Annotated in this window: 15 protein-coding genes and 1 pseudogene; 11 read left to right on the top strand and 5 right to left on the bottom strand. The window is 73.3% G+C overall.

Annotated features, from left to right (window positions below; translation table 11 throughout):
• Window positions 1–19 precede the first annotated feature (19 nt).
• Window positions 20–346, bottom strand: a pseudogene (locus ABH925_RS01670) (ATP-binding protein); the annotation flags it as partial.
• Between the two features lie 330 nt (window positions 347–676).
• Here ABH925_RS01670 and ABH925_RS01665 point away from each other — a divergent pair.
• The gene (locus ABH925_RS01665) at window positions 677–2,014 is read left to right on the top strand and encodes a hypothetical protein (protein WP_370144794.1); all 1,338 of its coding nucleotides are present in this window, start codon (window positions 677–679) and stop codon (window positions 2,012–2,014) included.
• Window positions 2,015–2,170: 156 nt separating this feature from the next.
• Here the strand turns inward: ABH925_RS01665 and ABH925_RS01660 are convergent, their stop codons facing one another.
• Complete coding sequence (locus tag ABH925_RS01660; protein WP_370144793.1) at window positions 2,171–2,959, bottom strand: NADP-dependent oxidoreductase; 789 nt, start codon at window positions 2,957–2,959, stop codon at window positions 2,171–2,173.
• Between the two features lie 23 nt (window positions 2,960–2,982).
• On the opposite strand from ABH925_RS01660, the gene ABH925_RS01655 reads away from it, so the two are divergent.
• Window positions 2,983–3,693 (top strand): AraC family transcriptional regulator, encoded by a 711-nt coding sequence (locus tag ABH925_RS01655; protein ID WP_370144936.1) that lies wholly within the window; start codon window positions 2,983–2,985, stop codon window positions 3,691–3,693.
• 97 nt (window positions 3,694–3,790) lie between these two features.
• Here ABH925_RS01655 and trxA read toward each other — a convergent pair whose 3' ends face one another.
• Window positions 3,791–4,120 (bottom strand): thioredoxin, encoded by a 330-nt coding sequence (trxA, locus tag ABH925_RS01650; protein WP_370144792.1) that lies wholly within the window; start codon window positions 4,118–4,120, stop codon window positions 3,791–3,793.
• Window positions 4,121–4,306: 186 nt separating this feature from the next.
• Between trxA and ABH925_RS01645 the strand changes: the two genes are divergently transcribed.
• The 6 genes from ABH925_RS01645 to ABH925_RS01620 all read left to right on the top strand — a co-directional run bounded on the left by ABH925_RS01645 (window position 4,307) and on the right by ABH925_RS01620 (window position 14,164).
• Entirely contained in the window at window positions 4,307–6,397 is a 2,091-nt protein-coding gene (locus tag ABH925_RS01645) for a SpoIIE family protein phosphatase (protein WP_370144790.1), read from the top strand.
• 176 nt (window positions 6,398–6,573) lie between these two features.
• On the top strand, window positions 6,574–8,415 hold the full coding sequence (gene asnB / locus ABH925_RS01640) for an asparagine synthase (glutamine-hydrolyzing) (protein WP_370144789.1): 1,842 nt from the start codon (window positions 6,574–6,576) through the stop codon (window positions 8,413–8,415).
• Entirely contained in the window at window positions 8,412–9,551 is a 1,140-nt protein-coding gene (locus tag ABH925_RS01635) for a PrpF domain-containing protein (RefSeq protein ID WP_370144788.1), read from the top strand. The genes asnB and ABH925_RS01635 overlap by 4 nt, the downstream gene beginning before the upstream one ends.
• Window positions 9,544–11,004, top strand: coding sequence for a dihydroorotase family protein (locus tag ABH925_RS01630; protein ID WP_370144787.1), 1,461 nt, complete (start codon window positions 9,544–9,546; stop codon window positions 11,002–11,004). Before ABH925_RS01635 ends, ABH925_RS01630 begins: the two co-directional genes overlap by 8 nt.
• Complete coding sequence (locus ABH925_RS01625; protein ID WP_370144785.1) at window positions 11,001–12,305, top strand: MFS transporter; 1,305 nt, start codon at window positions 11,001–11,003, stop codon at window positions 12,303–12,305. Before ABH925_RS01630 ends, ABH925_RS01625 begins: the two co-directional genes overlap by 4 nt.
• Window positions 12,302–14,164 carry a multicopper oxidase family protein gene (locus ABH925_RS01620; protein ID WP_370144784.1) on the top strand — a complete coding sequence of 621 codons (1,863 nt, stop codon included), beginning with the start codon at window positions 12,302–12,304 and terminating at the stop codon, window positions 14,162–14,164. The genes ABH925_RS01625 and ABH925_RS01620 overlap by 4 nt, the downstream gene beginning before the upstream one ends.
• A gap of 455 nt (window positions 14,165–14,619) precedes the next feature.
• Here the strand turns inward: ABH925_RS01620 and ABH925_RS01615 are convergent, their stop codons facing one another.
• Together ABH925_RS01615 and ABH925_RS01610 are read right to left on the bottom strand one after the other, a co-directional pair.
• Window positions 14,620–16,743 carry a histidine kinase gene (locus ABH925_RS01615; RefSeq protein ID WP_370144783.1) on the bottom strand — a complete coding sequence of 708 codons (2,124 nt, stop codon included), beginning with the start codon at window positions 16,741–16,743 and terminating at the stop codon, window positions 14,620–14,622.
• A 214-nt stretch (window positions 16,744–16,957) separates the two neighbouring features.
• The gene (locus ABH925_RS01610) at window positions 16,958–17,662 is read right to left on the bottom strand and encodes a response regulator (protein ID WP_370144782.1); all 705 of its coding nucleotides are present in this window, start codon (window positions 17,660–17,662) and stop codon (window positions 16,958–16,960) included.
• A gap of 223 nt (window positions 17,663–17,885) precedes the next feature.
• Here ABH925_RS01610 and ABH925_RS01605 point away from each other — a divergent pair, with 223 nt between their 5' ends.
• From ABH925_RS01605 to ABH925_RS01595, 3 genes are all read left to right on the top strand, one after another.
• On the top strand, window positions 17,886–18,602 hold the full coding sequence (locus tag ABH925_RS01605; protein WP_370144781.1) for a polysaccharide deacetylase family protein: 717 nt from the start codon (window positions 17,886–17,888) through the stop codon (window positions 18,600–18,602).
• 36 nt (window positions 18,603–18,638) lie between these two features.
• Window positions 18,639–19,211, top strand: a complete 573-nt coding sequence (locus ABH925_RS01600; protein WP_370144780.1) for a hypothetical protein — start codon at window positions 18,639–18,641, stop codon at window positions 19,209–19,211.
• Between the two features lie 162 nt (window positions 19,212–19,373).
• Window positions 19,374–20,594 (top strand): LLM class flavin-dependent oxidoreductase, encoded by a 1,221-nt coding sequence (locus tag ABH925_RS01595; protein WP_370144779.1) that lies wholly within the window; start codon window positions 19,374–19,376, stop codon window positions 20,592–20,594.
• The last annotated feature ends 45 nt before the right edge of the window (window positions 20,595–20,639 follow it).

Here is a 20,639-nt window from a genome sequence, read left to right as displayed (position 1 = left end):
GGCCGACGGTCAGCGCGTCGACCAGGAGCATCCCCCGACCGTCCTCCGCCTGATCGCCGACCCTGCGCACAGCGGGCTGGGCGCGGTTGCCGTCCAAGACTTCGATCACCACCGACGGCTTCGTGACACTGGCGTACAAGCCCACTGTCACCACCGGCCCGGGGTCGTGCAGGACGGCATTGGTGACCAGCTCCGAGACCAACAGTCTGATGCTGTCCACGCAATCGGGGTCGAGGTAGATCCCCCACAGCCGCAACGAGGCCACCGCCCGGTCCCGGGCCACAGCCACCGCCGCCGGGGTGGACGGGAGGAACCACCGCGTCCCGTAGGCGGCCTGGCTGGTCATGACGTCGGCTCGCAGTCGGCCAGCGGCACTTCGGCGGCCGCCTCGTCCACGGCTTCGTGCTGCTCGCGTCGCGGAAGCGGGTCGAGGGAGGTGATCGGTGGGTACACGGGCACTCCTGGCAGGCAGCGTTCTTCGGCTGGGGTGCGATGCTGGGAAGGGCTACGGTTGCCGTCCTCACCGTTCCTCCGTGCCGCGCAGACCCCGGAGCTGTCCGCCCGGCCAGGGACTTTTCCCTCGCTGGGCTGACAACCATTCAACGGGGGTACACAGAGCGTGAGAACGGAGGAGACTGCGGAGAACCTTGAAAGCGTTGAAAGTTCGGGGGTTGTCATGGCAGTACGAACCCGCACACCCAACATGGGGCTCGCCCGTCTCATGGCCGAAGCAGGCTGGGGCAATGGACAGTTGGCCCGCGCCGTCAACCGCGCCGGACTGGAATCAGGGCTCGATCTCAACTACGACGAGTCAGCCGTGTCGCACTGGCTGACCGGCACCCTGCCGCGCCGCCAGGTACGCCCGGTCATCCTGGAAGCCCTCTCCCGTAAGCTCGGCCGCCCGATCACCTCCCACGAGGCCGGCTTCGGAGACGATGCCGACGCCCTGCCCCAGACCGACCCGGTGGCCGCAGTGATGGACCTCGGCCAAGCCGACATGGACCCCTCCCGGCGCAGCGTACTGGCCGCCGGGATGTACTCGGCCGCGCTCATGGTCCCGGACTACACCGAGCTCTCGGGCCGCCTGGAGGCGTCGCGCACCGGCCGCACCACCCACATCGGGGCCGGCGAGGTGAGCACGGTGCGCACCATGACCGACCGCATCGCCGATATCCTCGACGAACTCGGGGGCGCCCACGCCCGCCCGATGGCTGCCGCATTCCTGGTCAACACCGTCGGTCCCTACCTGAAGGCATCCGCCAACGAACGGGTCAGGACCGACATGCTCGGCGCCGCCTCCGACCTGGTGTACCTCACCGGCTGGATGGCCATGTACGAGAAGGCCCACGGCCTGGGCCAGCAGTACTATGTCCAGGCCCTCAACCTGGCCGCCGCAGCCAAGGACCACGTGACCTACTGCCGCACCCTGCGCGGTATGGCCTTGCAGGCCTCCAACCTCGGCTACGGCAACAAGGCCCTCCAACTCGCCGACTCCGCCTCCGAGGCAGCGCCCGCTGCCGGCCCCCGCCTCCAGGCGTTCCTGGCTGGACAGCAGGCCCACGGCGCGGCCATGGTCAAGGACCGCAACCAGGCGTTCGCCCGGCTCCGCGAGACCGAGACCGCGCTGGCCAAGGCCGACTCACGACGCGACGCGGTGGGCGGCTACGACGAGTCCGCCTACCAGTTCCACACCGCCCATGTCCTGTACGAACTCGGCGACCTGCCCGGCTCCATCAAGGCCCTCCAGCAGTCCAACCGGGTCCGCCCCACCCAGGAACGTCAGGGCCGCGTGCACGCCAACGGCCTCCTGGCCCAGCGTCAGCTCGAACTCGGCCACGTCGAAGCGGCCTGCGCCACCTGGCAGGTCTTTCTCGACGACTACGCCTTCGTCTCCTCGGCGCGAGGCGACGACCACTTCCAGACCATGCGCATCAGCCTGCGCCCCTATCGGCAGAACCGCGCCGCCCGCGAACTCGACGAACGCGCCCGCACCGTGGCCCGGCAGAAGGCGTAGTGCCCGCGCCCATCTCCCTGGCGTGGGCAGGATCAGCTCCTGACGGACGGTGAGGATCGCCTTCGGCCACAGGCATGCGCGTGTGTTTGCGCCGTCCGCTCTCGTGCCCGCCAGATAGGTGCACGGGGGCCGGGGGGAACGTTCGGCCGCCCGGTCTCAGGGGATGATGACGACCTTGCCTCGGGTCCGGCCGGCGTCGCTGGAGCGGTGGATGTCCGCGAGGTCGGCCAGTGGGCGTGACTGGCTGATGTCGATGGTGACCGCGCCCGCGTCGACGAGTTCCACCAGCGCCGCCAGCTGCGCCACATCGTTGCGGGCGACCATGTGCATCGCCGTCACCCCGGCGTCGGCAGGTGGCTCGACCGGGGTCGCGATCGAGACGATCCGCCCGCCCGGTCGCACCAGAGGCACCAGAGCCGCGGCGTCCGGCGGGCTCAACGGGACAAGATTGAGCAGAGTGTCCACCGGGCCGTCGAGCGCGGCGCCGACCGGCCCGGTGGTGTAGTCGATCACTCGGTCCGCCCCTTGCCGCAGGACCGTCTCGGCACTGCGGGCGCTGGCGGTGGCGATCACCTCTGCCCCGGCGTACTTCGCGAGCTGCGTCGCGAAGCCACCGACGCCGCCGCCCGCACCATTGATCAGCACCCGCTTCCCGGCGGCTGTGTTCCCGTGCTCGAACACCGCCTGCCATGCCGTCAGACCAGCCACAGGAAGAGCGGCGGCGTTCGCGAGAGGGACGGAGTCCGGCACCGCGACCAGCACGGCGACGGACGCACGCACGTACTCCGCAGCCGCACCTCCGCCGTCGAGCCGCCCGATGACCCGGTCACCGACCGCGAACCCGTCCGCCCCCGTGCCGATCTCGGCCACGGTGCCGGCGACGTCCCAGCCGAGCGTGTAGGGCAGGTCCACGGGGAAGAACGTCTGCAGCAGTCCGGCGCGCAACGCGGCCTCGGTGGGGGCACACCCTGGCCGACAGTCCCGAATCCCTGGCCACAGCCCCCGCCTGCGGCCCCGGCGACCACCAGCTCTCGGAGCGCTGTGCCTCGGACAGCGTCGACCGGAGCGGAGACGGCGGTCCGGTCACCACCGTGCTCTGCGGGGCCTATGAGCTCGACGCGTCCCGTACTCACCCGCTGTTGCTGACCCTGCCGGATCTGATCCACCTGCCGGCACACGCGGGCCACCGTCCCGAGTTGGGCGCAGCCGTGGCGCTCCTGGCCGCCGAGGTGGAGCACCCGCGCCTGGGCACGGACGCGGCCGTCCCCGCACTTCTGGACACTCTGCTGCTGTACATCCTGCGCCTCTGGTTCAACGAACAGCCCTCCCGGGGCAGCACCACCGGCTGGGCCGCCGCACTGAACGACCCGCCGGTCACCGCCGCACTCCACGCCATCCACCGAGCCCCGGCATCGCCGTGGACAGTGGCGAAACTCGCCGCGGAAGCCGGGCTCTCCCGGGCACCGTTCGCCCGGCGCTTCGCCATGCTGACCGGCCAACCGCCCCTCGGATACCTGACCTGGTGGCGGATGACCACGGCAGCGCGCCTGCTGCGGACATCGGACGCACCGTTGAGGTCCATCGCCGCCCAGGTGGGCTACACATCCGAGTTCGCCTTCGCCAACGCGTTCAAACGCACCCACGGGACGGCACCCGGCACGTACCGGCGCGGGAGCTGAATCCGGGCGTTGCCCCAAGGCCGGCATGCGCGGTTGTCAGTGGTGCGTGCCCGGCGCCGGGAAGCCCTCCTGGCCGCCCGGCCGGGTCGGCGTGGCGTCACTGCCCTCCGATGAAGTCGGCCAGGTCACGCTCGAGGGCTGCCTTCGGCTTGGCTCCCACGATGGTCCTGACGACCTCCCCGCCCTGATAGACGTTCAGCGTCGGGATGGACTGGACCCCGTACCTGGCGGCGGTGTCCGGATTCTGGTCGATGTTGAGCTTGACCACCTCGATCTGGTCGCCGTACTCGGCGGCAAGCGCCTCCAGGCTCGGCGCGACCTGGCGGCAGGGGCCGCACCACTCGGCCCAGAAGTCCACCAGAACCGGCTTGTCGCTCTGCAGGACATCCTCGTCGAAACTCGCGTCGGTAACGGCCTTGAGCGCCATTCGTGTCTCCCCAGTCATATGGACGTGCGGTGATGCCTCGCCGCAACTGTGCCCCGACGAGCCCCGGTGTACTCCGGTTCGGGGTCACGGGCCCCCATCGGCCGCCCGATCATCTGTACGCGGACAAGTTCGGGCGCTCCGGCAGGCCGAGTTGTTGGCCGGCAGGGGCGGCGTCATGCTGAATCCATGGAGCCGGTCAGCGGAGGCGACGGCGATCACGCGCTGGATCACGCGCTGGTGGAGTGGGCGTTCCGCCAGGCCTCCGTGTCGATGTCCGTCTTCGACGCCCAGCAGCGGTACCTGCGGCTCAACGACACCGCCTGCGAGGCCATGGGGGTCGCCGAGGGGGCCCTGCGCGGTCGGGCCTTCCCGGCCGGCGTCCCGCAGGACGTCGACCAGCTGGGCACGCTGCAGGCACTGCGTGACGTCGCGGCTGCCGGCGAGCCGGTGCACTACGAGAGCTACACCCGGGCGCCCTCCGGGATCCGCGAGCACGCCTGGAACCTGGAGATGTGGCCGATCCGGGACGCGTCCGGAGCGGTCTGCGCGGTCGGGATGGCCGCGTTCGACAGCAGCGAGCAGCACTGGGCGCGGCAGCGGCTGGCCGTGCTGGACGAGGCCGCGGTGTCGATCGGCACGACCCTGGACCTGGGCCGTACCGCGCGGGAGCTCGCCGAGCTGGTCGTCCCCCGCTTCGCCGACTTCGCCAGCGTGGACCTGCTGGAGGCGGTCCTGCGCGGCGAGGAGCCCGCCACCGGTCCCCCGGACGCCACGGTCGTACTGCGCAGGGTCGCGCACCTGTCCACCGTCCCGGGGACCCCGGAGGCCGTCATCGGCCTCGGTGCCAGCGACACCTACCCGTCCTACTCGCCGCCCGCCCGGGCCCTGCACTCCGGACTGGCGGTGCTCAGCGGCAACGGGGACCCGGACTTCGACCACTGGATGGAGAGCACGCCCGCCCGGGCGGAGAAGATCCGCGGCTTCACCGTCACCTCCCTGATGGCGGTGCCGCTGATCGCCCGCGGCACCACGCTCGGCGTCGCGGTGCTGCTCCGTACCCGGCCGGACGCCTTCACCAAGGACGACTTCACCCTGGCCAGGGAACTGACCAGCCGCGCCGCCGTCTGCGTCGACAACGCCCGCCGCTACACCCGCGAGCGCATCACCGCGATCACCCTGCAGGAGAGCCTGCTGCCGCGCGGCCCCTCCCGGCACTCGGCGGTGGAGACCGCCTGCCGCTACCTGCCGACCGACTCTCTGGCCGGTATCGGCGGGGACTGGTTCGACATCATCCCGCTCTCCGGCGCCCGGGTCGCCCTGGTGGTGGGCGACGTGGTCGGCCACGGCCTGCACGCCTCCGCGAACATGGGCCGGCTCCGCACCGCCGTACAGACCCTCGCCGACGTCGACCTGCCGCCGGACGAGCTGCTGGCGCACCTGGACGACCTGGTGCTGCGGCTCGGCGGCGACCCGGACGGCGATGGACAGGGGGTCGGCGGCGAGACCAGCGCGAGCTGCCTGTACGCCGTCTACGACCCGGTGTCGCGGACGCTGACCGTCGCCAGCGCCGGGCATCCGCCGCCCGTCCTGGTGCTGCCGGACGGCAGCACCAGCGTCGTCGAGGTCACTCCGGGGCCGGTGCTGGGTGTGGGCGGGCTGCCCTTCGAGTCCACCGAGCTCACGCTCCCCGAGGGCAGCCTGATCGCGCTCTTCTCGGACGGCCTGGTCGAGGCCGTGGACCACGACCCGGACCTCGGGTACACCCGGCTGCGCCGGGCGCTCACCGGTGCGACCGCCTCCCTGGAGACCTGCTGCGACCGGGTCCTCGCCGCGCTGCTTCCGGAGCACCCCGCCGACGACGTCGCCCTGGTGCTGGCGCGCACCACGGCGCTGGGTGCCGACCACGTCCGGGTCTGGGACCTGGCCCCCGACTTCGCCGGCGTCGCCGAGGCCCGCAGGATCGCCGCCGCCCAGCTCGACGCCTGGGGCCTGACCGAGGCCGGGTTCGTCACCGAACTGGTCGTCAGCGAGCTGGTCACCAACGCGATCCGCTACGGCGCACCGCCGATCCAGCTGCGCCTGATCCACGACCGCTCGCTGATCTGCGAGGTCTCGGACGGCAACCCGAGCTCCCCGCACCTGCGCCGCGCCCGGGTCTTCGACGAGGGCGGCCGCGGCCTGCTCCTGGTCGCCCAGCTGACCACCCGCTGGGGCACCCGCCACTCCCCCACCGGCAAGACGATCTGGACCGAGCAGGCCCTGCACCGGCACGCGTGAGCAGCCGTCCGTCAGCCGCCCGTTGCACCGTTCACAGGCCGCCCTGTGCGCGCCCTTCGTGAGCAGGTCCCGGCCGGCCCCCGGGCACCGGTCGGGACCGGGCGCTCAGGCGGTCGGGACAGCGGGCCGGGGAGCGTGGTCGGCATCGGACCACCTCCTGAAAGGCCGGAACGGTCATGTGCAGAATCCACGGTCATTTCGACGCCACCAGCTCACCCCACGAACTCCGCGCCGCGGGCGCCCTGCAGCGGCACGGCGGACCCGACGACAGCCGGGTGGCCTGCGGACCGGGCTGGGGCCTCGGCAGCAGCCGGCTCGCACTCACCGACCCCGCCGGCGGACGCCAGCCGTACGAGCTCGCCGGGGGCCGGATCAAGGTCGTCTTCAACGGGGAGATCTACAACCACGCCGAGCTGCGGGCCCGCCTGGAGACGCGCGGGCACACCTTCGCCGACCGGTGCGACGGCTCGGTCCTCCCGGCCGCCTATGCCGAGTACGGGCGGGAGTTCACCGAGCAACTGGACGGGATGTACGCCGTCGCGCTGATGGACCTGCGCGCCGAGCCGACCCTGCTGCTGGCCACCGACGACGCCGGCATGAAGCCGATCTACTACCACTGGGACGAGGCCCGCCGCCGGCTCTTCTTCGCCTCCGAGCTGCCCGCGCTGCTCGCGCTGGCCCGGATCCGTCCCGCGCTCTGGGAGCCCGGGCTGGACAGCTACCTCGCCACCAAGACCCCGTTCGGCGAGGAGACCATGTTCGAGGGGATCCGCGTCCTGCCCCCGGGCACGACCGCCGTCTGCTCCAGCAGCAAGGGCCTGCGGCTGTACCGGCGGCAGGCGGCCGAAACGCCGCTCCCGCCCGGTGAGCCGGGCGAGCTGGTGCGCGGCGCGCTCACCGGCGAGGTGCGGCGGCTCGCCGTCGCGGACGCCGAGGTGTGCGCGATCACCAGCGGCGGCCTGGACTCCAGCCTGGTCACCGCGCTGGCCGCGCAGGACTCCACCGCCGGCCTGCACTCGTTCACGATCGCCTACCGGGGCGAATGGCCGGGCGACGAACGGCACTTCGCGCGCGCCGTGGCCGAGCGCTGCGGCACGGTGCACCATCAGGTCGAACTCGACATCGCCGACTTCCCCGAGCTGCTCCCCGAGGTCGCCTGGCATCTGGGGCAGCCCAACGCGGACCCGATCACCCTCAGCACCTTCGGACTGTTCCAGGCCGTGCACCAGGCCGGTTTCAAGGTGGCGCTGACCGGCGACGCCGCCGACGAGATCTTCGCCGGCTACGGACGCGTGCACGCGGCCGTCGCCGCGCGCGGGGCCTGGATCCCGGCCTACGTGGACGCGCTGGCCGCGATCCCGCAGGAGGCCCGGAGCCGCCTCTACAGCGCCGACTACCGCGCCTACATCGGCGACCGGGGCAGCGCCTCGGAGGCGATCGCGGACCGGCTGCGCGAGGACGCGGTCCGCCGCAGCCGTCTCGACGTGCTGAGCGACTTCGAGACGCGGGTGCGCCTGCCCGCGTACCACCTGCGCCGGGTGGACCACCTGAGCATGGCGCACGCGGTCGAGGTGCGGCTGCCGTTCTGCCAGCGCTCGGTGAGCGGCCTGGCCCTGGCCCTGCCCGCGGAACAGCGGGTGGGCGAGGGGCGCGGCAAGGTCGCCCTGTACGCCGCCGCGTCCGGACTGCTGCCGCAGTCGGTCCTCAGCCGGCCGAAGCAGCCGTTCACCCTCCCGATCACGGCGATGCTCGCGCCCGGGACGCCGCTGGCGGCCTACGCCCGCGAGGTGCTCAGCCCGTCGCGGCTGCGCGCCGCCGGTCTGCTGGACCCGACGGCGGTGGACCGGCTGCTGGCCGCGCAACGCGCCAGGCCGACCGACTGCCTGGCGCTGGCGATCTGGTCACTGCTGATGTTCGAGCTGTGGCGCGAGGAGTTCGGCGTCTCCGGGCGGGTGCCGCAGCAGGCGGCGGGCGCCCGTACCGAAGCGGAGCCGTCCCTGCTGGAGGTGACCTCATGAGTACCGCGACGATCAGCCGCACCCGGGTCCGGGACGGCCGCGCACAGCTCGCGCGCGCGGTGGGGGCGCCCGGCCCGACCCTGGTGCTGGACGCCGACACCCTGCCGTCCCGTGACGGGGAACTGCTCGCGTCCCTGGCCGCCGTCCGGCTCGGGCTGCGGGCGGCGCACCCCGCCCCGGGCGCCGACGGACCCGACAGCGGGCAGGGCGGCGACGGCAGCGGCGAGCAGGGCGAGGTGCTGAAGTGGGCGCTGTTGGCCCCCTCCCCGCACCCCCTGTTCGACCTGGACTACCGCTTTGTGCAGGCCATGCCCGGCAGCCACGACCGGTTCGACCTGAACGGCAACTGCGGACACTCGCTCCTCGCCGCGATCACCGCGACGGCGGGCCGGGGCCGGCTCGACCGGCTCGCCGTCGGCGACCGGGTGCGGGTCCGGGTGCTCAACAACGGCGACCAGGTGGTGTGCGAGGTCGACGAGACGGCCCGGGGGCGCGCCGTGTTCACCGCGCACTTCCTGACGCCGCCGCACACCCGGCTCGGCTCGCTGCTGCGGGACGGCGGACGGGTCGTCAGCATGGGCAACCCCTACCTGTTCGTCGACGCGGCCAGGCTCGGGGTGCGCAGCCCCGAGCAGTTGTTCGGCGAGCCGCCCGGCCTCTGCCAGGCGCTGGCGCGGCTGCGCGAACAGCAGGCGGCCCGCCTGGGCTGGCCCGTGGACGGCGCGTTCCCCAAGGTGGCCGCCGTGGTGGCGGCCGGACCCGGACGGCTGGCGGTGCGGGCACTCACCGTACCCGGCTGGCATCCCGGTCTCGCGCTGACCGGCGCGGTCTGCCTGGCCGCGGCCTCGGCGCTGCGCGGCACCGTCCCGCACCGGTTGTCGCACGTCTTCGGGGCGCCGCCGTCCGGGCGGATCCAGATCGACACCCCGTCAGGACCGGTCGAGGCCCGCTACGCCGCGACCGGGGACGGGCAGGACGACGAACTGCTGTGGGTGAGTGTGGGCGGCAAGGAGGTCCACCTGCTCGGACCGGTCGCGGTCGACCTGCCCGACCTGCCCGACTCGCCCGACCTGCCGAACTTGCCCGACCTTGCAGGACCCGCCGCTTCGGACGCCGAGGAGCTGTCGCATGCCTGAGACCGTGTCCGCCCCGCGCACGGCAGCGGAGCCGCGCTACGACCTGGTCGTCACCGGGGTCCGCCTGGTCACCCCGGAAGGGGTGGCCCCCGGCGGGATCGCCGTGACCGGCGGAGTGATCGCCCGGGTCCTCGGTCCGGGCGAGCGGCCACCCGCCGCCCGTACCGTCGACGGCGGCGGTCGGCACCTGCTGCCCGGGCTGATCGACTCCCATGTCCACTTCCGCACCCCCGGCCTGACCCACAAGGAGGACTGGGCGCACGCGAGCCGCGCGGCGGTCGCGGGCGGTGTCACCACGGTGATCGACATGCCCAACACGGTGCCGCCGCTGCTCACCGCGGCCGACGCCCACCGCCGGGCGGAGCAGATCACCGGCCGGTCGCTGGTGGACTTCCGCTTCCACCTGGGCGTGGCGGGCGACGACCCGTCACCGCTGCTGGAGGTCACCGCGCGTGAGGCGACCAGCGTGAAGGTGTTCCTGGCCGGGCACCACACCGCCCCGAACGTGGTGCGCGACCCGGTGGCCCTGGACCGGATCTTCGGCACCGCGCGGGAGGCGGGGCTTCGGCTGCTGCTGCACGCCGAGGACGACGGCGTCTTCGCGCTGCTCGACCGCTGGCGCGGGGAGCCCCGCGCCTACCGCGACTACGAGCGCTTCCGGCCGCGTACCGGGGCGATCGCGGCCGTCGCGCGGGTGCTGGAACGGGTCGCGACCCACGGCACCGCCGTGCACGTGCTGCATGTGTCCACCGAGCAGGAGGCCGACCTGCTCACCGCCGCCGCCCACGCCGGCCTGCCGGTGACCTTCGAGGTGACGCCGCACCATCTCTCCTTCACGGCGGCCGACACGGCCCGCATGGGAGCCCGGGTGCGGCTCAGCCCCGCGATCCGCGACGTACCGGACCAGCACCGCCTGTGGGAGGCGGTCCGGAAGGGCCAGGCCGCGACCCTGGGCAGCGACCACGCCCCGCACGTCCTGGCGGAGAAGCTGCGCCCGCCGGCCGACGCCCCGCCCGGGCTGCCGGGCGTACAGGAGATGCTGCCCGCCGTCTTCACCGGCCTGCGGCGACACACGCCGCTGGAGTCCGCGGACGCGCAACTGTCGTGCATCGCACGGCTGCTGGCGTCAGGGCCGGCCGAACTCTTCGGCCTGGACGGCCGCAAGGGACGTCTGCGCGCCGGGCTCGACGCGGACTTGACCCTCTTCGACGCGGACGAGCGGTGGATGCTGGGGCCCGGCGACGTCCAGTCCAAGTGCGGCTGGTCGGCGTACGAGGGCTGGACGCTGACCGGTCGGGTGCGCCTGACCGTACGCCGCGGCGAGACCGTGTACGAGCTGGGCCCGGACGGAGCCGCCCGGTTCGGCCGCCCCGACGGGCAGTGGCTGGACGCGCGCGCCCCGGTCGCCGACGGTCGGGACGGCCGGGAGCCGGTGCCGCGGGGCGCCCGGTGACCGCCGGGCGCCCGGTGAGCGCGCAGCGCCCGGTGACCGCCGGGCGCGGCGTCCTCGCGGCGACGGCGCTGGCCTGCGGGGTCGGCGTGGCGGGGATCTACTACGCCCAGCCGCTGCTCCCCGCACTCGCCGCCGCGTTCGGCGTGGGCCAGGCCGGGGCGGCGGCCGTGGTGACCTCCGGTCAGATCGGCTACGCGGCGGGGCTGCTGCTGGTCGTCCCGCTCGGCGACCGCCATGACCACCGGGTACTCGCCAGGACGCTGCTCCTGCTCGCCGCCGGGGCCGCGGTGCCGGCGGCCGCCGCGCCCAGCCTGCCGGTGCTGGCCGCGGCCGCCGTCGCGCTGGGGGTGACCGGCAGCGCCGCGCAGGTGCTGGTCGCGCTGACCGCCGCACGGGCTCCCGCCGCGCGGCGCGGGCGCGCGGTGGGCACGGTGATGGCCGGACTCACCGTGGGCATCCTGCTGGCCCGGGTCCTCGCCGGCTCGCTGGCCACGGTGTCCTCCTGGCGCGCCGTGTACGCGGCGGCGGCCGTGCTGTTCGCGATCGCCGCCCTGCTGGTGCACACCGTCCTGCCCGCCGCCGGCGCACCGCGCGGCGCGGACCCCGGGCGGCCCGGGTACCTCCGACTGCTGGCCGGGACGGTCCGGCTGGCGGCGCGCGACCCGGTGGTGCGCGGCAGATGCGCGCACGGGTTCGCCTCCTTCGCCGCCTTCTCCGCGTTCTGGACGCCGTGCGCCTACCTCCTCGCCGCACCGCCGTACCGGTTCGGCGAGGCCGCAGTCGGTCTGTTCGGGCTGGCCGGGGTGGCGGGGGCGCTCTTCGCGCAGCCTGCGGGCCGGTTGTGCGACGGCGGACACGCACGCGCCGCGGGCGCCTGGTTCACCGTGCTGATGGCCGTGTCGTTCGTCCTCCTCGCGGCCGGGCGGGGCAGTCTGGTGGCGCTGGCGACCGGGGCCGTGCTGCTGGACCTCGGGCTGCGTGGCGCCCAGACCGCCAACCAGCACCGGATCTACCAGCTCCCCGCCGCCCTGCACAGCCGGCTCACCACCGCCTACATGACCTGCTACTTCCTCGGCGGCGCGGTCGGCTCGGCACTGTCCGCCGCCGTCTACAGCCGGGCCGGCTGGACCGGCGTCTGCCTGCTCGGCACGGCGCTGGCCGCCGCACCCCTGCTCCCGCTGACCGTCTCCCTGCTCCCCCGGGCCGCCCGCCCGCGCGCGACGCGCCGCCGGGCGGTGCCGGACGGACCCACCCGCTCCCCCGCTCCCACCGCCACCCGACCAGCCGAGGAGTCCCGATGACCACCACCAACACCACCACGACCAGCACCGCCAGCACCAGCACGGCCGGCACCAGCGCCGCCCCCACCGCCGGAGCCCTCACCAAGTTCGCCGATCCGCTGCCCATCCCGCCCCGGCTGCGCCCGGACCCCGGCGACCCGCTGCCGCACCTCACCATCCGCACCGAAGCTGCTGAGATCCAGCTCCACTCCGAACTGCCGCCGACGCCGCTCTGGACCTACCAGGGCTGCTTTCCCGGGCCGGTCTTCGACGTCCGCCGCGACCAGCGGATCCGGGTCACCTGGAGCAACCACACCACCACCCCCTACCCGGCCCTGGTCGCCCACCTGGCCGACGCCCCCGGCAACCCGTCGCTGGCCATGAACGACCCGGGGATCGGCGCGGCGACGCCGGTTCCCGGCACCGACGCGATCCCCGCGTGGTTCGTCACCCACCTGCACGGCGCGGTCACCGGCGGCGGCAACGACGGGTGGACCGAGAACGCCCTGCTCTACGGCGACGCGCAGCTGTCGGAGTACCCGAACCGGCAACCGGCGATGACCCTCTGGTACCACGACCACGCGATGGACATCACCCGACTGAACGTCTACTCCGGGCTGGTCGGCATGTACCTGCTGCGGGACGAGGAGGAGGACCGGCTGCACCTGCCCCACGGCGACCGGGAGATCCCCCTGATCATCTGCGACCGCAACCTGGCCACCGACGCCGAGGGCCGCCCCACCGGGCAGCTCCTGCACAAGACCACCGGCACGCTCCCGTTCGTCGGCCCGTACACCCTGGTCAACGGGCGGATCTGGCCGCATCTGGAGGTGCGGCCCGGCTGGTACCGCTTCCGGCTGCTCAACGCGTCCAACTCGCGCAGCTACCGGCTGCACCTGCTCGATGCGGCCGGCGACCGGGTGAGCGGCGCGGCCTGGCAGATCGGCACCGACAGCGGACTGCTCGGCGCCCCGATCCCGCTCGCCGCCGAAGGGCTGGTGCTCGCCCCGGCCGAACGCGCGGACCTGCTCGTCGACTTCGGCGCCTTCCCCGGGACGGAGCTGCGCCTGGTCAACTCGGCGCAGGCGCCGTTCCGGGGCGACCCGCTGCCGCCCGGTGTGCGCCCGGGCGATCCGCTGCCCGCCGCCAGGCTCCCCGAGCCGGACGTGATGCTGTTCCGGGTCGCCGCCGAGCCCGCCGACGACGGTTTCCGTCTGCCGGCGGTCCTCTCCCCCGGCTTCACCCGGCTCACCCACGAGGCGCTGCCGCCCGACCACGAGCACCGGATGCTGGCGCTCGCCGCCGACCCCGACGGCACGCTGGGCCTCTGGGAGCTCGCCGAGGTCCCGCCCGCCCAGGGACCCACCGCTCCGGGCCAGGTGCTCGACGGCATCGTCCAGGTCCGGGCCGCCGACGGCACGGTGACGACCTATCAGCGGCTCGCCCGGCACTTCGACGACACCCTCAACTGGCGCGCCCGCATGGACGGCTGGGAGCAGTGGCGGATCCTCAACCTGAGCGGCATCCTGCACCCGATCCACATCCACCTGATCCGCTTCCAGCTGCTGGGGATCGACGGCTACGCCACCGGCTCCTTCGACCCCGCGCACGGCGGGACGGCCACCGGAGCGCCCGTCGGCTACCTCGGCGCGCTCCCGATCGACGCCACCCAACAGGGCTGGAAGGACGTGGTGCGGGTGCCGCCCGGCGCGATGGTCTCGATCGCCGGGCGCTTCGGCGGCGCCGCCGGGCGGTACATGTACCACTGCCACATCCTGGAGCACGAGGACGCGGGCATGATGCGGCCGTTCAGCGTGATGCCCGGCCCGGTGCTGGCCCTCGACCCCGGGATGGGCGGGGGCGGCATGGGGATGGGCTGACCGGCCCGACCGCAGGCCGGCACAGCATCCCTACGCAGTGCGTCCGCCCCGGGACCGAGGTCCCGGGGCGGACGTGTGATGGTGGTCGACGGTTGCCGTCCCGTCCTGGGCGGACGTTGCGGTCAGCCACTGCGGTCAGCCGTTGTGGTCAGCCCCTGTGGTCGGGGCCGGGCGGCGAGGGCGGGCACGGCCAGTGGTGGCACTCGGCCGGACCCGGGGTCTCGTCCGTCGGCGGGCACGGGTCGTGGTGGCACTCGGCCGGGCCCGGCGTCGGCTCGGCCGGACCGCCGACACCTTCCCTGCCCTGCGTGCTGGTGTTCTCCTGCATCTGGTGCTCCTGACTCTCGAAGCCCCGTTTCCAGGGGCGGACCGGAAGATTCCGTCCTCGAACAATGTGCGCCCCCACACGGCCCGGGCACATGGGACCGTGGTCCCGACCACGTCCCGACCCCGCGCTAGCCGTGCCCCGGGATCGGGATGACGGCGCGGACGACCACGCCCGCGGTGCCCCGGGGCCCGTCCCGGCCGCTGACGACCAGCGTGCCGCCGAGCTCCTCGGCGCGCTCCGCCATCGAACGCAGGCCGACCCCGCCGGTGGCCCGCCCCTCGGTACCGCGGCCGCCGGGTCCCTGACCGAACCCCCCGCCGTCGTCGCTGATCTCCACCCGGGCCGAACCGTCCCGTACACACAGCCGCAGCCAGGCGTGCCGGGCCTCGGCGTGACGCACCACGTTGTGCAGGCCCTCGGCGGCGATCCGGTACAGCGCGACCTCCAGGCCCACCGGCAGCACCGGCAGCGGATCGGGGTCGAGATCGGCGCTGACGCACAGCCGGGGGCTGGTCAACTGCCCGGCCAGCTGCTCCAGGGCCCGGCTCAGGCTCTCCCGGTCCAGCACCGCGGGCGCGAGCCCCTCGGTGATCCGCCGCAGTTCGACGATGGAGTCCGCGATGCCCTGCGAGACGCCACTGAGCGGCCGGTCCGACGGGTGGTCGCCGGGCAGTGCGGCCCGCGCGGCGTCGAGCTGCAGCCGCAGTCCCGACAGCGACGGCGCGATGCCGTCGTGCAGGTCGCGCCGCAGCTGGCGGCGGGCCTCCTCGCGGGCCAGCACGATCCGCTCGCGGCCCGCCTGGAGCTCCTCGTACAGGCGCAGCGCGGCGATCGCGGGGGCCGACTGGTCGGCGAGGAAGAACAGCACCTCGGCGTCCTGCTGGTCCAGCACCGCCTCCCCCGCCCGCGCGGCGGCCTCCAGGCTGCCGATGTGCGCCCCCTCGTAGGTCAGCGGGAACCGGTGCCACAGCGGCCCGGAGGCCGTGCCGAGAACGGCCGCCTCACGGGAGCCCTCGCTGGTCTCGACCAGGACCCGCGCGGCCGGGAAGCGGAGCGTGTCCACCACGCTGGTGCAGAGCAGTCGCGGCGCGTCGGCGGGGTTCACGGTGCGGCTCAGCCGCCCGGCGAGGTCCCGCACGACCTGGTACGGCTGGGCGCGCTCCCCGTAGTAGAACTGGTCGACCACGCGCACGGCCCGCCCCGCCCCGGCCCGCAGCAGCAGTCCGAGCACCAGCGAGGCCGCCGCGAGCACCAGCGCCCCGGGCGTGCGCGAGCCGGGCAGGACCCGGGACAGCGCGAGTGCCAGCCCGACGAACGTCAGCAGCAGCACGACCAGGGACACCAGCACCACCAGCACCCGCCGGGTGGCCCGGTCCAGGTGCGCGGAGCGGTCCCGGACGAAGACCAGCCCCAGGCCCAGCGGCCACAGCAGCACCGGCACGTAGTAGACCGCGAGCGACAGGTCGCCGCCGAGCGGCAGGTAGTATCCGGCGTACCCGGCGGCCATCCACAGCAGGAACGGCATCAGCAGGAACAGCGGCACCAGCGGGCGGCCGAGCAGCCCCGCAGGGCTCGGCCCGGTCTCCGCGCGGCGGCGGCCGCGCCGCCAGCGCACGGTCATCACCACGCAGCCCAGCAGGGTCAGGCCGACCGGCACCAGTTCCAGCGGGACGCTCAGCACACTCCCGAGCCTTTCGGTGAAGGCCGCCCACGGGGAGCCGGCGAGCGGGTCGTCCATCCCGTACCAGTGATCGCGGGAGGCGTCGTCCATCCACACCTCGCCGAGCGTCCACAGGGCGATCACCATCGCCAGCGCGCGGCCCCACCAGCGGCCGGGGAGTCGCCCGTCGGGGAGCCAGAAGGGCAGCCCGTAGAGCAGGTAGGTGTACAGCACATCGCCCAGCAGGGCGACCAGGACCACCACGGTCCGGGCCGGACCGCCCGTGCCCAGCGCCGCGACGGCGGCCGACGCGCCGTGACCCACCAGTTCGGCCGCGCCCACGAGCAGCAGCCGACCCACCGCGCCGCCGGAGGGATGGGCCAGCACGAACGCCCCGGCCAGCACGCAGACCAGCGAGAACAGCATCCGTGCGCCGAACGGCACCAGGTCCAGCCGCGCCAGCCGGGCGCCGCCCAGGTCGGTGAAGCCGAGCATCGTCCACACCGCGCCGGCGACCAGGGCGAGACCGCACGCGACGTAGGCGAACGCCATACCGCTCCCACGTGCGGGCCCCGCGTCAGCTGTGGTCATGCCGGCCTTCCCGGGTCTTCGGTCCACTGTCCGATCCGCGCGACGCCCCCCGCGCGACGCGAGTCCTCCAGTGTCGGTGCCGGGCTGTCCCGAGCGCATGAGGCAGCGGTCCCGCCGAGGTCCGCTCCCCGCCCGGCCCGGGAGCCTCCGGGACCAGGAACCGCAGGACCAAGCGCCGCAGGACCAGTCACCGCGGGACCGAACGCCGCGGGGTTCAGGCGCTTCCGCCCGCCGCGCCCGGCTTCTCGCCGAGGCCCGCGTCGCGGGCCCGGGCCACCGCCTCGGCCCGGGTGGCGACCTGGAGCTTGTCGAAGATGTGCGAGAGGTGGTTGCGCACCGTCTTCTCCGCGAGGAACAGCTCGCGGGCGATTCGCCGGTTGTCCAGCCCGCGGGCGACCAGCTCCAGTACCTCGACCTCACGCGCCGTCAGCGCCGGGAACAGCAGCTCCGCCTCCCGTTGCCGGCCGCCGGCCATCAGCGCGGCGATCCGGTCCGCGACCTCGCGGCCGAAGACCGCGCCGCCGCAGGCCACCGTCCGCACCGCGTGCAGAACCTCGTCCCGGCTCGCGCCCTTCACCAGGTAGCCGCGGGCCCCTGCCGCCAGCGCGGCGAGCAGGCTGCCGTCGTCGTCGGCCATCGTCAGCATCAGCACCGGCAGCCCGGGATGACTCTCCGCCAGGTGCCGGGTGGCGTCGATCCCGGAACCGTCCGGGAGCGACAGGTCCATCACCACCACGTCGGCCCCGTGCTCGGAGACCGCCGTGCGCGCCGCGGCCACGGTCTCCGCCTGCGCGACCACGCTCACTCCGTCGGCGCTGTCCAGCGCCGCCCGCAGCCCCTCCCGGAAGAGGGGATGGTCGTCCACGATGACCACGCGCACCGCACCCTGTCCGCCGTCCAGCCGATCCGTGTACTCCACGAGTAACTACTATACGTGCGTGCACGGACACTCTCCGCACCATTGTCTGGGGTCACGCCGTCCCCGCCGAGGTGAACACGCGGCTCACCCGTTCGGTCTGACGGTCAGTTTGACCATGACGGCTTCGGGGAGGGATGCACCGATATGCGGTCTGCGTCAGTGCGGTCTATGTCTACGCGGTCCACGTCCGGACAGACGTCCAAACAGAAGGGGTCTCGCTTCCATGGGAGAGTCGCTCGCTTCCCGCAGGACCATGCTTTCGCTCGGCGGGCTCCTGGCGCTGAGCGTCTGCGCGGACGTCACGTCGGCACCCGTCGCGGAGGCGGAGTCATGGCCGCGACGGACGGCGGTCGGGCACAAGCCCCAGTACTACGTCCACAAGGGCCCGCGCGCGGTCGCGCTGACCATCGACGACGGACCGCACCCGGACTGGACCCCGCAGGTCCTGGACATCCTGGCCAAGCACCGGATCACCGCGACCTTCTGCCAGGTCGGGGCCCAGGTGCACGCCTACCCCGACCTGGTGCGCCGGGTCGCCGCCGAGGGGCACCTGCTCGCGAACCACACCTGGACCCACTGCGATCTGGCGAAGGTCCCGACGTCCACGGTACGCAACGAGATCGAACGCACCAACGACGAGCTGCACCGGGTCTCCGGCCGGCGTCCCGACATCTTCCGCGCCCCTTACGGCGTCTGGTCCCGGGCGGCCTTCGCCGAGTGCCGGCGGCTGGGGCTGCGTCCGGTGGACTGGTCGGTGGACCCGCGCGACTGGTCCAGGCCGGGAGCCCAGGAGATCGTGGAAGTGATCGAGCGCCACACCCACGCCGGGTCGATCATCCTGGAACACGACGGCGGCGGTGACCGCTCCGAGACCGTGGCCGCCCTGCGCGTGGCCGTCCCCTGGCTGCTGGACCAGGGGTACCACTTCGTCACGCCCTGACCGCCCGGTGCTCCTCGGCTGTGCGATCCTGGCGCGGTGACATGGGCGTTCGGTGTGGCGGAGTTCGAGCTGGTCCTGCTGCGGCGGATGGCCGACTTCCAGCCCGGCCTGGCCGAGCGGGCCCGCGCCGGACTCGGCTTCTCGGCGACGGACATGCGCCAGGTCAACGCCGACTGGCAGCGCTTCGTCCGGTCCCGGACGGCGCCACGCGGAGTGGCGCGTTTCCGGGCGGTGCTGGGGCCGCAGACCGCGGTCCTCGAACAGCGGACCGGCGATCTCACCTCCCGGCTGCACCGCTGGTTCCTGCCGCTCTGGCCCGACCTGCTCTTCGAGGCCGTCGAGGGCCCCGGCGGCGGGGTCTGGCAGGAGTGGCTGGTCAGAGCGCCGGGAACGAACCCTCCGCCACTGCCCCCGACCGGGACTCCCGCGCCCTGGCAGTACGTGGTCGGTGATCTCCCGCGCCTGTTCCCGAACGTCGTCCACCTCCCGGAGGACGCTCCGCATCGGTGGGTCAGCCGGTTCGCGCTCCCGGACGACTCCGGGACCATGTACCTGCACCGCGCCCGCTTCGCCTACGGCCTGCTCCAGGACGTGTCCCCGGTCGACTGACGCACACCCGACCGCGCAAGGCCTGCCGTCGACCATGGACACCTTCTGAAATCTGATGGATAGTCAGATAATGCATCCGCCGAAGCAGGGCCGTGTCACGCATGCCCCGCATCGCCGCGCGACCACCCACGGGGCACCCGTGACGAACCAGGAGGACCAGCCGTGGAGTTCGGCATGTTCATCAACGGATTCATCCCCGGCCCGGCCGCGCACGACCGCGCCTCGGAGCATCTCGCGCTGCGCCGCGAGATGGACATCGCCATCAAGGCCGACAAGCACAACTGGAAGTACGTCTGGTTCGGCGAGCACCACTCCCTCACCGAGTACAGCCACATGTCCGCGCCCGAGGTGGTGATGGGCTACGTGGCCGCCAGGACCGAGCGGATCCACCTCGGCACCGGCATCAACTCGCTGTCCCCGCGCAAGGAGCACCCGGTCCGCTTCGCCGAGCGGGCGGCCATGCTGGACCACATCACCGAGGGCCGCTTCGAGTGGGGCACCGGCCGGGGCGCCGGGTCGCACGAGCTGAAGTCCTTCAACATCATGGACACCGACTCGACCAAGGCCGAGTGGGACGAGGTCTCCCGCGAGATCGTCCGGATGTGGGAGCAGTTCGACTACTCCTTCCAGGGCGAGCACTTCACCGTGCCGACCCCGCACAACATCCTGCCCAAGCCGTACGGCCACTCCCACCCGCCGATCTGGATGGCCTGCGGCAACCCCGGGTCGTTCGCCAAGGCCGGTTCGCTGGGCATCGGCGCGATCGCCTTCAACTTCGAGCCGATCTACAACCTCAAGGGCCGGATCGAGGCCTACAAGGAGGCGGCGGAGAACCCGGTCGAGATCCTCGGCGACTACCAGAACAACAACGTGATGATGACCAACGCGGTGGTCTGCCTCAACGACCGCAAGCGGGCCCGGGAGATCGCCCTGTCGGCGGGCAACGCCTACATCGTCACGCTGGTGAACCTCTACCACGACACGATGCCCAAGTCCGCCGACGGGATCACCTGGCCGGAGCCGCCGATCAACCTCGGTGCGCTGGGCGGCGAGGACCTGCTCGACGAGCTCATCGCCGGCGGCTACCTGCTCTGCGGCACCCCCGACGAGGTCTGCGAGCAGGTCGAGGCCTACCAGCGGGTCGGCTGCGACCAGTTGGTGTTCGGCCTGGCGGCCGGCATGTCCTTCGAGGAACACCTGGAGATGGTCGAGCTCTTCGGCGACCGGGTGATCCCGGAGTTCGACCGGAGCCCCGAGCACTCGACCGCGGTCTACCGCAGGGGTGCCGCCGGCCCCAAGTACCCGTCGCTCAACGCGCCGGTGGACCCGGACCTGAAACACTCCGTGCTGCCGCTCAGCGCGATCCTCCCGCTGGCGGACTGAGCACCGACGGACTGAGCACACGGACCGGGGGCCGCCCCCGCCGAC

The organism is Streptacidiphilus sp. EB129, from assembly GCF_041262645.1.
In the GTDB taxonomy this organism is placed as follows: Bacteria; Actinomycetota; Actinomycetes; order Streptomycetales; family Streptomycetaceae; genus Streptacidiphilus.
The sequence above is the reverse complement of the archived record's forward strand: the minus strand, read 5'-3'. Positions and strand labels throughout refer to the sequence as shown.